This window comes from Burkholderia sp. AU45388 (genome assembly GCF_030481585.1).
GTDB classification, from domain to species: domain Bacteria; phylum Pseudomonadota; class Gammaproteobacteria; order Burkholderiales; family Burkholderiaceae; genus Burkholderia; species Burkholderia sola.
The window spans coordinates 46,309-58,664 of sequence record NZ_JAUJPV010000001.1; the positions used below are offsets into that span (position 1 = coordinate 46,309).

Sequence of the window (12,356 nt, forward strand, 5' to 3'; positions counted from 1 at the left end):
ATACACGCGAGGATCTCCATGACGCGCCACCAAGCAATCGACTCTGCCACAACATATTTCGATTCGGGAAGCTTCCTGAAAGATCTCGCGCGACGCGTCCACATGATGACGGAAAGTCAGGATTCCGGAAGGGCAAGCGAGCTTCGAGCCTACCTCGTCGACGAGATCGCGCCGTCGATCGCCCGTATGGGTTTCGAGTCTCGTATCGTCGAGAACCCGGTTGCGGGGAGCGCGCCGTTTTTGATTGCGACGCGTATCGAGGACCCCTCGCTTCCGACGATCCTGATGTACGGGCACGGTGATGTCGTCCGTGGCCATGACGGACAGTGGCAGGATCAGATGTCGCCATGGAACGTCACGGTCGACGGAGACCGATGGTTTGGGCGGGGCACCGCGGACAACAAAGGGCAACACACGATCAACCTGGCCGCGCTGGAGCAAGTCGTCGAGGCCAGGAATCGACGCCTGGGTTTCAATGCGACGCTGCTGCTCGAGATGGGGGAAGAAACGGGGTCGCCCGGGCTACGCGCGGTCTGCGAGCAGAACAAGGATCTTCTCGCCGCCGACATTCTGATCGCTTCGGATGGCCCCCGGGCCAGATCGAACGTCCCTTGCGTTTTTCTCGGGGCGCGCGGGTTCGTCAACTTCACGCTTTCCGTCCGGCTCCGGTCGGGCGCACATCATTCCGGAAACTGGGGCGGGGCGCTCGGTAATGCCGGCACCGTGCTCGCCAACGCGATCTCGTCGCTCGTCGACGGGCGTGGGCGGATCCTCGTCGACGCGCTGTTGCCTACGCATATTCCGGATGCGGTGCGGACTGCGCTGAAAAATATTGCCGTGGGTGGCGGACCTAACGATCCCCACGTCGATGCCAATTGGGGCGAACCTGGCTTGACCACCCCGGAGCGCGTCTATGCATGGAACGCGCTGGAAGTCCTGGCCTTTACCACCGGCAACCCGACCAGCCCGATCGGCGCGATTCCGCCCGTTGCACACGCGCATTGCCAACTCAGATACGTCGTCGGTACGGATTGCGAGCGTATCGAAGAAGTTCTGCGGCATCACCTCGACGCATGCGGGTTCGATCGGGTCGAGGTGGCCATCGGCGAGCGGATGGGCGCCACGCGCTTGCCGCCGGAAGATCCGTGGGTCGCATGGGCGCTCGATTCGATCGAGCGGACGACCGGCAAGCAGCCGGATTTGCTGCCCAATCTTGGCGGGTCGCTGCCCAACGACGTCTTTTCCGAGGTGCTGGGCCTTCCGACGGTCTGGATTCCGCACTCATACGGCGCCTGCTCCCAGCATGCCCCGAACGAACACCTGCTTGGAAGTGTCGCGCGCGAGGCGCTGCAGATCATGGCGGGCATATTTTGGGATCTCGGGGAGTCGGCATCCGCCGTCCGGGATCGGCGCAAGGAAGGAGCGCTTGTCACCCAGGCATGAGACGCCCGTTTTTAATGCACTTGTTATCGTCAGTTAACGGAGAATGAGATGCGTACTATGGAAATGATGGATGCCGCGCCGACAAGAGAGCAGGGGCCAAACGTGTTGCGGCTGGTGTCCGCCGCAACCGTCGGCAATGCCTTGGAGTGGTTCGACATACTGATTTACGGATTCTTCGCAATCTCGATTTCAAAGGCTTTCTTTCCGGCGTCGAGCAGCGGGGTATCCCTTCTTCTGACGTTCGGGACGTTCGCGATCTCGTATCTGGCCCGGCCGATCGGAGCACTCGTGCTGGGCTCGTATGCGGATCGTCGCGGCCGCAAGGCATCGATGATGGTGTCGATCGTGACGATGATGGTCGGCACGACGACGATCGCACTGACGCCGAGTTACGCGTCGATCGGCGTGATCGCACCGATTCTGGTCATCTGCGCTCGACTGCTTCAGGGCTTTTCCGCGGGCGGCGAGTTCGGCAGCACCACTGCGTTCCTGGTGGAACAGTGTCCCGAACGCAAGGGATTGTTCGCCAGCTTCCAGTTCGCGAGTCAGGGGTTGAGCTATATGCTCGCGGCCGGTTTTGGCGTTCTCCTGACCTTGACCCTCGACGGAGATGCGATCGACGCATGGGGCTGGCGCATCCCGTTTCTCTTCGGTGTGTTGATCGGCCCCGTCGGCCTGTACTTGCGAAAGCACGTGCATGAGGCCGATGGCGCGAGGCGCGAAAGGCCCGCATCGTTCCCGGTACGAGAAGTGTTCGTCAAGCAGAAAACCAGAATGTTGTTGGCGATCGGTACGCTCGTCCTTTCCACCGGCGCCAGTTACGTCATTCTTTATATTCCGACCTACGCGGTGCGCGAGCTTCATCTGCCCGCCAGTTTCGGCTTCATTGCAACGATGTTGACCGGCGCCATCCTGACGTTCGTGACGCCGTTCGTCGGCTATCTCTCGGACAGGATCGGCCGCGTCAGGCTGATGATCTGGGCCGGGATCGCGTTCATTCTGACCATTTATCCGGTTTTCAAATTGCTTGGGGCGCATCCCGATCTGGGACGGCTCATCGCGATGATGGCCTGGATCGGGACGCTGAAGGCGGTCTATTTTGGCGCGCTGCCCGCGCTGATGGCGGAAGTATTTCCGACGGAAACCCGGGCGACGGGCATGGCCATCAGCTACAACATCGGCGTCACGCTGTTCGGCGGTTTCGCGCCGCTGATCGTCGCCTCGTTGATCCATCAGACCGGCAATCTGGCATCGCCGGCGTTTTACCTGATGTTGCTCGGCGTGCTGAGCTTGATGGCATTGCGCGGCTGTCGATCAATGTTGAATCTCCGATAAGGCAGCGCATCGAGAGAACCCCGCACCGCCGGGCGATGGCTTCGCCGGGTGCGGCCGAGACTGTTTCGACGACAGGCGAGGTGAGATCGCAATGAGTGCAAGGAAACTGGACACGATATCGTTGGCCGCGTCGACGTGGAATTGGCTGTTACCGCCTTCGGAGCGGGCCCGCGTGTGTGTCGTCATCGATCCGAGCCCCGGCGCGGCCGCGGTTTCGGCGGCCGTCGCCTGCTTCTCGGCGATGCCGGAAGTCGCGCTTCTCCAGATCGACGATCCCGTCGATGCCCACCGTGCATGGAGCGAGTCGCTCATGTCGGGTGACGGTCCCAATGCGGCGAACACGCGCGCGGATTGCCGATCGAGTCGATTGCCGCGAGGCGTGCCGTTGCTGGTGTGGTCGACGCGCCCGCAAGACCTCGACTGGCTCGGCGGTATCGAAGGCAACAGGGTGCGGGCCCTCGTTACCTTCGAGGGCGACGAGGTCGACATGCAGGTATCTCGTCTTCTCGCGCTCGTTCTGAAGGAGTTGAAGCACGCGATCGCCGAGAACATGTTGATCTTTTGATGCAGTAGAAATGGTCTTGCTTCGGCATGTCGCGACATACGCTTGCGAGTCACGTATCTGCAATTCATCCATTTCTTCAACAACACAAACAAGTGACAGGTATGTTGACCGTTATTTCGAAGTTGAACATCGGCAAGCGGCTGGGGCTCGGTTTTGCGATGGTATTGGCGATGTCGTTGATCGGGATCGTCATCGGACTGGCGCGTCTGTCTTCCGTTGCCCAGGCCACCCGCGACATGGTTGCCAGGCCGTTGCAGACCGAGCGGCTGGTCAATGACTGGTCCCGACAAATCAGCGTCGCGGTCACGCGTACTACCGCGATTGCCAAGAGCGCCGATCCGGGGCTGGCCAACTATTTCAACGACGAAGCCATTGCCGCATCGAAAGTGTCCGCGGCGAAGCAGACGGCCATCGAGGCATTGATGACGTCGGACGCGGAAAAGCGCTTGTTCGCCGCCATCGGCGAGCAACGCAAGCGCTTCCTCGCGATCCGGGATCAGATCTATGCGCTGAAGAAGGAAGGACAGGCGGAACAGGCCGACCAGTTGCTCGAACAGCAGTTCATACCGACCGCGCGGCAACTTGTCGAAAAGGTCGACGCGTTGGTGAAGTACCAGCGCGAAGAAATCGACGGACTCGCGGCCGAGATCGACGCGAATTATCGATTCGGGCGCACGCTGATGATCGCGTTCGGCATGGTCGGCATGCTGCTGAGCGTGGTATGCGGATGGCTGATCACCCGCAGTATTACCCGGCCGCTCATGCGCGCGACGGACGTCGCGCATCGCGTGGCCAGAGGCGACCTGAGCGTTCGTGTCGACGTTCATGGCACGGACGAACTCGGCCAATTGCTCGGCAGCTTGCGTGACATGCAGGCTGCACTGCTTCGCGTGGTGTCCAACGTGCGCCGCGGCTCGGATAACCTCGCGGCGGCGAGCGCCGAAATTGCGCAGGGCAACGACGATCTCAGTTCACGCACGGAGAGCCAGGCCAGCGCGCTCGAGCAAACCGCCGCCTCCATGGAGGAACTGAGTTCCACCGTCGCACGGAACGCCGACAACGCTCACGAAGCGAATCAATTGGCGATGAATGCGTCCACGGTGACCGCGCAATGCGGCGAAGTGATCAATCAGGTCGTGGAAACCATGAAGGGCATCAACGACAGTTCCCGCCAGATCTCGGACATCACGGGTGTCATCGACAGCATTGCCTTTCAGACGAACATCCTGGCCTTGAATGCCGCGGTGGAGGCCGCGCGCGCCGGCGAGCAGGGCAGAGGCTTCGCGGTGGTGGCCAGCGAGGTGCGCAGCCTGGCCGGACGTTCCGCCGATGCGGCCAGGGAGATCAAGAAGCTCATCGGCTCGAGCGTGGGGCGCGTCGCTCAAGGCTCGACGGAAGTCGAGCGCGCGTGGGTGGCGATGACGGAAGTCGTGAACTCGATTCGTCGCGTCACCGAGACGATGAGCGAAATCAGCGCCGCGAGCACCGAGCAATCGCTCGGCGTGGCCCAGATCGGCGAAGCCGTCGGCCAGATGGAACGCACGACGCAGCAAAACGCCGCGTTGGTCGAGCAAACGGCGGCGGCCGCGATCAATCTGCGCCAGCAGTCACGGGAACTGGTGGAGGTCGTCTCGGTTTTTCAGCTTGGACGCGGTGAAGCACTGTAGCGCCGGGCGACACGGCTTTGCCGGCGGTGCGGCAGCGCGCGTGTCGACGCGCCCGGACCCGTATGTCCGGCAATCCGACGCTAGCCGATATCGAGGTTCGCCATGCGCGTGTACAGCGACTGGCGGCTGATGCCGAGCCGCTTCGCCGCTTCCGCGCGATTGTCGCCGGTGAGTGACAGCGTGCGCAGAATCATCTCGCGCTCGACGGCGGCGAGGGCCTCCGATAGCGGACGATTGAGCATCGCCGCCGGCAGCAGCGCGTCGCGCGACGGAACACCCGGTTCGTCGAGGAACGCGAGATCGCATCCGGTGACGACGGCGCCGGGCGCGAGCGCATTCACGCGAGCGATCGCGTTGCGCAACTCGCGTACGTTGCCCGGCCACGCATACGCGAGCAGGCGGCGCTCCGCCTGCACGGACAGCCGCTTCGTCGTAGTCGAGTTCGACGTCGTGTCGAGAAAATGAACGGCGAGCGGCAGGATATCGGCCAGCCGCTCGCGCAGCGGCGGCAGATGAATGGGGATGACGTTGAGTCGGTAAAGCAGATCTTCGCGAAACGTTCCGTTCGCGACCATGGTTCGCAGATCCCGGTGGGTTGCCGCAATCACGCGGACGTTTACCGAAATGGACCGGTTGACGCCGAGCGGGGTGACTTGCTGATCCTGCAGCACGCGCAGCAGCTTGGCCTGCATGCAGGTCGCCATGTCGCCGACTTCATCCAGAAAAAGCGTGCCGCCATCGGCTTCGACGATTCGGCCCGTCCGTGCGGCCGTGGCGCCCGTGAAAGCGCCTTTGCAATGGCCGAAGAGCTCGCTTTCGAGAAGCTCGTGAGGAATCGCCGCGCAATTGACGGCAACGAACGGGCGGCCGCTACGCGACGACTCGACATGGAGCACCCTGGCCGCGACTTCCTTGCCGGTTCCCGTTTCCCCGGTGATGAGAACGGTCGCGTCCGACGCTGCCGCGCGGCCGATACATTTTTGTACTTCGCGCATCGCCGCGCTGATGCCGAGCAAGCGCGGCTCCGCACCGACAGGCTCGTCGAATGTGTCGACGTTCGCGTGCGCATGGGCAACGGCGTCGGACGGAGAATGCGCCGCGAAGATGCGCTCGAGCAGGCACGCGATATCGTCGCGGCCGACCGGCTTCGCCAGGTGGTCGAACGCGCCCAGGCGCATCGCGGCGATCGTGTTGCCGCTACGGGCATAGGCGGTCAATACCACGACGGGTACCGTCGCGAGTCGGTCGACGCGCCGCAGTTTCTCGAGCACGGCTATTCCGTCCATGTCGGGCAGCCGGACGTCGAGGAATATGCAGGCGGGTTGCAGACCTCGCTCGATGCGGGCGAGCGCGTGCTCGCCCGTGCCGGCGCATAGGGTTTCGTGACCGAGATCGGTCAGGGTTTCGGACAATCCTTCGCGGAAGGCATCGTCGTCGTCGATCAGCAGGATGGTCGCCATGGGATATCGATGACAAAGCAGGCAGTAGGGGTGGCGGCGTGATAGGCGTTGCCGCCGTGCGACGCCGCGATCTCTCGAACCAGGGTGAGACCCAGCCCGCAGCCGCCGGGCCGCGCACTGACGAAAGGTTCGAAGATGCGCGCGCGCTCGGCTTCGGCCACGCCGGGGCCGTCGTCGGCGACTTCGAGCACGAAGCGCACGCCGCATGGCGAAGCGCGACGGCTGGCTTCGATGTGAACCGTGCCGCCCGGTCGAACGTGCGCCAGCGAATTGACGATCAGATTGTCGAGCGCACGACGCATCTGGGCGGGATCGAAAACGGGGCGATCGGTCGTTTCTCCGGTGGGTGCTGTCGGCATAGTGCAGGCCACCGTCAACGCGACGCCCTTGCTGCGCGCGAGCTCGTCATGCGTCTGCACGCTTTCCGGGAGCCACGTGCCCGGATCGACCGGCTCGATGCGCGGCGTAATGGGCTGGGTGAGCGCCAGCAGCCTCGACACCTGGATTTCGATGCGCTCGATCTGGCCGAGTATCGAGCGCAGCGCCGATTGCTGCCGGGAAGCATCGCCGGCCAGCGCGTTCTCGGCTTTCAAGCGCATCGCGCCGGCCGGATTGCGGATTTCATGCGCAACCTCGGCGGCCAGTGTGCCGAGCAGCGCGACGCGATGCGCGTGAGCGAGGCGAGTTTCCAGTTCGCTCGCCTGTTCGCGAGCGTCGCGGGTACGCGCAATCCAGCGGTTGAATGCATGCGCGATTCGATCGAGCTCCGGTTCGCCCGGGCAGGAGATGCTGCCGATCGAATCGGCGTCGTCGTTCGAGAGCGCGGTGTCGAGCCGCTCGAATTTGTCACGCCATGCGCACAGGGCGAATGCGAGATACAGGGAAACGGCGAACAGCACCGCCAGAACGACGGCGAACGTCGCTACGATGGTGTCGCCTTGGTGGACCAGCATCGATTGCGCGCGCACGAGGGTCCACGCATAGAGCCCGGTATGTCCGTTCACGGGGCACGCGGTCGCGATGACTGCCTCGCGGCGTCGTCCGACTATCTCGGCGGCAGTACGAACGGCGGTGGAAGCAGCGGAGAGTGCGCTCAGGATCAGCGGCGTTTCCGCTTCCGGAATGTCGCGTTTGATGCCGCTGCCGGGGTAAGAGGGAAACGCGTAGGCCAGGAATCCACCAGCATGCTCGGGCGCACTCGCCGGCGGCGCGGAATACGACGCGCCAGCCCGCCAGAACCCTCCCTCGATACCCGCGGATGCGGCAAGGGCTGCGTTGAGCACGTCGTGCAACAGTTGAACGTTCGGCTCCGTCGCGTGCGGTAACGACAGCGTGTAGTGGGAAGCAATCGCCTCGCACGCGTCGCTCGCGCGCTGCCTGGCGGATGCGATCCGCTGGCCTTCGGTGCAACTGGCCATTAACCAGACGATTGCGACCAGCGACGCGCACAACACTGCGGCAAGTGCCCTGAGTAGCGACAATTGCGTTGAAAACCTCGGTCTGACTAGCGGCATGGTCTTGCGTTGAAGGGTGCTACGTCGGTGCTCATGGAAATGGTCTGCGCAATGCAGGGCAATCGCGTTCGCGTGTGTGTCGACGATCGAGCGACGGACGAGCGCGCCGATTTCGGTCACGCTCGAAGCAATGGGGCAGGCGGTATGTGCAATAACCAGGCGGTGGAGGCGCGGAAGCACCCACATGGGCGCGGGGCGACGAGCGTCCCGTTTCACGCCCGTCTTAAGTACATAATGAAATCCATGTGTCAGACACGGTTCGTGTTCGTATCTGGAAGTGATCCTTATTATCTGAATGGTACATAAACGTTTTGCTTTCGTCTTGTGCGCAATCGTTTGCGCGCGGTGCGCGGTCAATAAATCAATGCGGTCCCGAACCGACACCGTCACGCCGCGAGCGTGAAAGTGTCATCCCGGAAGCGTTGGGACGTTGCGCGCAAGCAGGTCGGGCCTTCGGAACACGCACGCAGATGGGTCCGTACCGCAGGTAGGCGGGCTGACTTTTATTGAGGTGCATTCGGTGGCCTCGTCGGCCGTGGCTCGGCATCGCATCGATCGAGGCCGCGAACGCGCGGGCGTTGCACCCGGCATTCGGCGGGTCGATCGAAGCCGATGCTTCGCCGGATTGCCCCGAGGGCTTCGGCTTCGACGACGCGTACGAGCGCGTCGGCACTGCGCTGGACGACTGGCTGCAAACCTTCGTGATCCCGATATTGCTAATCGTGCACCGTATTGTCTTTCAATATCTTTACGAATTCGTACTTGATGCTACGTTCGTGTCTTGCTGTTCGATACGGGAGGAGCGAGCCCGTCCGTGGCTGTAGTCGACTCTGGATACGTGACCATAGGGGCCGACAGATTCGCTATTTCACTGAGCTATTTTTAAATTAATACAGGCGTCGCATGTGGAATCTCATACCGTTTTTACGCCGACGCATTGATGCCACCACTCACTGCTGCTCCCCTTGCGGGAACGAAAAAGCAAAATTATTCCAGTTTTCGCGGGTTACCATGGCATTCGGATCGAAGTTGACGGCCAATGCGGAAATCTGAATTGACCGTTGACGCTGTGTCGATCCGGGAATTCGGAGGCGAGACAACAACGAGCGAGAGAGCGAAGGCTTCGCAGAATAAGGCAGATGGGGCGTGAACAAGAAAATTATTCAGTATTTCATCTTGGCTTTCGCGATTACCGCAGCGGCTGTCGTCGCATATAGATATACACGGCACGACAAGCCAAATATTCAATACGTTACCGCCCAGGTTTCGTATCAGGACATCGAGTCCACCGTCGAGGCCGTGGGAACGATCCGCGCGGCGGATCTCGTTAGCGTCGGCGCGCAGGTCAACGGCCAGATCAAGTCGATGCACGTGGCGCTCGGCGATCATGTCAGGAAAGGTCAACTGATCGCGGAAATCGACTCGCAGCCACAGATCTACGCATTGGACACGGCTCGGGCGCAATTGCAAAGCGCGGTGGCCGCAGTGCATTCGAGCGAGGCGTCGCTTGTCCAGGCCAGGCTCGCGCTGGGACGGCAGAAGGAACTGGCTGAACATGACGCCGGCGCGCATGCCGATTTGGAAACGGCACAGGCAGCCTTCGACGTGGCTCGCGCGAATGTCGAAACGAGTCATGCCCAGATGAAGGTAGCGCAGGTCAATGTGGACACCGCGCGCGTCACGCTCGGCTACACGCGCATTGTCGCCCCGAGCGACGGGGAAGTTGTTGCCGTGCTCGCGGTAGAGGGCCAAACCGTCAACGCCAATCAGACGACGCCGAATCTGGTGAAGATCGCGCGCCTCGACACGATCCAGGTCAAGGCGCAAATCTCGGAGGCCGACGTCGTGCGGCTCAGGCCTGGCCTGCCCGCCTATTTCACGATTCTCGGCGACCCGTCGCATCGATATGAAACCACGCTAAAAGCCATCGAGCCCGCGCCGGACTCGATCATGACCGACACGACAACCAGTCCCACGACCACTTCGTCGGCGACGAATACGGCTATCTATTACAACGGCCGGCTCGATATGCCGAATCCCGATCATCGACTTCGCATTTCGATGACGGCACAGGTGTCGGTCGTGCTTGCGCGGGCGCGACACGTGGCGGTCCTGCCGGTCGCTGCACTGACCGCACCGCCGCGCGACGGGCGCGCGATGGTGCGGGTGCTGGCGGCCGACGGCACCGTCACGAGCCGGATGGTACGGACCGGCATTGCCAACGACACCGTCGTGCAGATCGTCAGCGGCCTTGGGGCGGGCGATCGTATCGTCGTCGGTCAGTCTTCCGGCGCGGGGCCGCGTGACCCTTACGGCATTGCAGGGTAACGGAATGTCCACGCCACACGCACGGACGTCGAATCCGGCGCTGATCGAACTCGATAGTGTGAGCCACACCTATGGCGCCGGCGAGGCGGCGCTTACCGTCCTGCACCAGATCGGTCTGCGCATCGAGCGAGGTGAGATGGTGGCCATCGTCGGCGCATCGGGTTCGGGAAAATCGACGTTGATGAATATCCTCGGTTGTCTCGACACGCCGACGTCCGGTACTTACCGGATCGCCGGAGTCGAGACGCAGTCGCTCGACGCAGACGCGCTCGCGCAGTTGCGTCGCGAGCATTTCGGCTTCGTATTCCAGCGCTATCAGTTGCTGAACGATCTGACCGCACTCGCCAACGTCGAAGCACCTGCCGTCTATGCGGGCCTCGACGCGGAACAAAGACGCGGACGAGCAAGGAAGCTTCTCGAGCGCCTGGGTCTGGGTGACCGCCTCGGCCATCGGCCGATGCAACTCTCTGGCGGTCAACAGCAGCGGGTCAGCATCGCGCGCGCCTTGATCAACGGCGGCGACGTCATTCTCGCCGACGAACCGACAGGCGCACTCGACAGCCAGAGCGGCGAAGAACTGATGGCGCTGTTCCACGAGCTCAACGGGCAGGGCCATACGATCATCATCGTCACGCACGATATGGACGTCGCCCGGCATGCGCGCCGCATCATCGAGATTCGCGACGGGCGCATCGTCGGAGACAGTCGCCCTGAATCGACGCGATCGGCGAACGCCTGCGATGTGTCGTCTGCCTCGCCCATTGAGCCTGCGGTCCTGCTTCGACGCAAAAATGCGCAGCCGCTCGCGTTGGGCCGGCTCATCGAAGCATTCCGGCTTGCCATGCACTCGGCGGCGAACCATCGTCTGCGCTCATTCCTGACGATGCTGGGCATTATTGCCGGTATTGCGTCGGTCGCGTGCATGGTCGCGCGGGGCGAAGGAAGCCGCAGGGCGATCATCGATCATTTACGGCAGTTTGGTACGGACACGATCAGCATCTATCCAGGACGGATGGCCGGCGACTTGCGTGCGAACTCGATTCATACGCTGAGTCTCGGCGACGTGCACGCGCTGCAGGCGCAAAGCTACATTGATAGCGTGACGCCGGAAGTGACGAGCACAGGAACGATTCGCGTGGGCAACAAAGACGTATCCGCGACGGTTCATGGCACGGGCGCCGACTATTTTCGCGTCCACGGCATCCATATGATTGAAGGCCGCCCTTTCGACGAGTCGCTGGTCGAATCGAACGCTCCGGTTGTCGTCGTCGATGAGAAGGCCCGGCAAACGCTGTTCGGCTCCGATTCGCCGATAGGGAAAGTGGTACTCGTCGGAAATCTGCCGGGCCATGTGATCGGCGTGGCGGGTTCGAACGCCATGTCGTTTGCACCCGGTACGCTGGGAGTCTATATGCCGTACACCTCGGTCATGTCGCGTATGACCGGCTCGTACAACCTCCAGAGCGTGACCGTCCGGCTCGCCGACGGCATACCTTCGAGCGCCGCGCTTGCCGGCATCAACAAGGTTCTGAAGATGCGCCATGGCGCCATCGATTTCACGACCTTCAATTCGGACGCCTTGTTTCAGGTCGCGACGGCGTCGAACGAAACTTTTCGCCTCTTTATTGCGTCGATTGCGGGCATTTCGTTGCTTGTCGGCGGCATTGGCGTGATGAACATCATGCTCGTGTCGGTGACGGAGCGCACCCATGAAATCGGCATCCGCATGGCGATCGGCGCTCGCCGCTCCGATATTCGCGATCAGTTTCTGATCGAGTCCGTCTGGCTATGCGTCGCCGGTGGCGTGGTCGGCGTGGCGCTTGCGTTCGGGATCATCCGGTTTTTTTCCGAGCCTCATAGTCGCTTCTACATGGTGCTGTCGCCCGACTCGGTCGTGACCGCGTTCGCCAGTGCCGCGCTCGTCGGTGTCGTGTTCGGCTACTTCCCGGCGCGTCAGGCCGCGCGCCTCAACCCGGCAGAAGCACTGGCCCGCGAATGAACACGTTCTCTCATTCACTGCATGCTGTTTTGACACGTACGGTTC

Annotated in this window: 9 protein-coding genes; 7 read left to right on the forward strand and 2 right to left on the reverse strand. The window is 62.3% G+C overall.

Annotated features, from left to right (window positions below; translation table 11 throughout):
- Positions 1-18: 18 nt before the first annotated feature.
- The 4 genes from QZM72_RS00195 (at position 19) to QZM72_RS00210 (ending at position 5,010) form a co-directional block, all read left to right on the forward strand.
- The gene (locus tag QZM72_RS00195; RefSeq protein WP_301736756.1) at positions 19-1,443 is read left to right on the forward strand and encodes a M20 family metallopeptidase; all 1,425 of its coding nucleotides are present in this window, start codon (positions 19-21) and stop codon (positions 1,441-1,443) included.
- A gap of 48 nt (positions 1,444-1,491) precedes the next feature.
- The gene (locus QZM72_RS00200) at positions 1,492-2,778 is read left to right on the forward strand and encodes an MFS transporter (RefSeq protein WP_301736758.1); all 1,287 of its coding nucleotides are present in this window, start codon (positions 1,492-1,494) and stop codon (positions 2,776-2,778) included.
- A 91-nt stretch (positions 2,779-2,869) separates the two neighbouring features.
- Positions 2,870-3,343: a hypothetical protein gene (locus tag QZM72_RS00205; protein WP_301736759.1), complete on the forward strand. Its 474-nt coding sequence runs from the start codon at positions 2,870-2,872 to the stop codon at positions 3,341-3,343.
- A 101-nt stretch (positions 3,344-3,444) separates the two neighbouring features.
- Positions 3,445-5,010 (forward strand): methyl-accepting chemotaxis protein, encoded by a 1,566-nt coding sequence (locus QZM72_RS00210; RefSeq protein WP_301736760.1) that lies wholly within the window; start codon positions 3,445-3,447, stop codon positions 5,008-5,010.
- A gap of 80 nt (positions 5,011-5,090) precedes the next feature.
- On the opposite strand, the gene QZM72_RS00215 is transcribed toward QZM72_RS00210, so the two are convergent.
- Positions 5,091-6,470: a sigma-54 dependent transcriptional regulator gene (locus tag QZM72_RS00215; protein WP_301736762.1), complete on the reverse strand. Its 1,380-nt coding sequence runs from the start codon at positions 6,468-6,470 to the stop codon at positions 5,091-5,093.
- Complete coding sequence (locus QZM72_RS00220; RefSeq protein WP_367620011.1) at positions 6,452-8,104, reverse strand: PAS domain-containing sensor histidine kinase; 1,653 nt, start codon at positions 8,102-8,104, stop codon at positions 6,452-6,454. Before QZM72_RS00220 ends, QZM72_RS00215 begins: the two co-directional genes overlap by 19 nt.
- 458 nt (positions 8,105-8,562) lie before the next feature.
- Between QZM72_RS00220 and QZM72_RS00225 the strand changes: the two genes are divergently transcribed.
- The 3 genes from QZM72_RS00225 to QZM72_RS00235 all read left to right on the forward strand — a co-directional run bounded on the left by QZM72_RS00225 (position 8,563) and on the right by QZM72_RS00235 (position 12,311).
- Complete coding sequence (locus QZM72_RS00225) at positions 8,563-8,808, forward strand: hypothetical protein (protein ID WP_301736764.1); 246 nt, start codon at positions 8,563-8,565, stop codon at positions 8,806-8,808.
- Positions 8,809-9,130: 322 nt separating this feature from the next.
- Positions 9,131-10,312, forward strand: coding sequence for an efflux RND transporter periplasmic adaptor subunit (locus QZM72_RS00230; RefSeq protein WP_301736765.1), 1,182 nt, complete (start codon positions 9,131-9,133; stop codon positions 10,310-10,312).
- A gap of 4 nt (positions 10,313-10,316) precedes the next feature.
- Entirely contained in the window at positions 10,317-12,311 is a 1,995-nt protein-coding gene (locus tag QZM72_RS00235; RefSeq protein ID WP_301736766.1) for a MacB family efflux pump subunit, read from the forward strand.
- Positions 12,312-12,356 lie beyond the last annotated feature (45 nt).

What these genes read in the sequence shown, in the direction of transcription:
- QZM72_RS00200 (WP_301736758.1), top strand. Translation starts at nt 1,492, where the DNA reads ATGCGTACTATGGAAATGATGGATGCCGCGCCGACAAGAGAGCAGGGG.
- QZM72_RS00235 (WP_301736766.1), top strand. Translation starts at nt 10,317, where the DNA reads ATGTCCACGCCACACGCACGGACGTCGAATCCGGCGCTGATCGAACTC.
- QZM72_RS00215 (WP_301736762.1), bottom strand. Translation starts at nt 6,470, where the DNA reads ATGGCGACCATCCTGCTGATCGACGACGACGATGCCTTCCGCGAAGGA.
- QZM72_RS00205 (WP_301736759.1), top strand. Translation starts at nt 2,870, where the DNA reads ATGAGTGCAAGGAAACTGGACACGATATCGTTGGCCGCGTCGACGTGG.
- QZM72_RS00210 (WP_301736760.1), top strand. Translation starts at nt 3,445, where the DNA reads ATGTTGACCGTTATTTCGAAGTTGAACATCGGCAAGCGGCTGGGGCTC.
- QZM72_RS00195 (WP_301736756.1), top strand. Translation starts at nt 19, where the DNA reads ATGACGCGCCACCAAGCAATCGACTCTGCCACAACATATTTCGATTCG.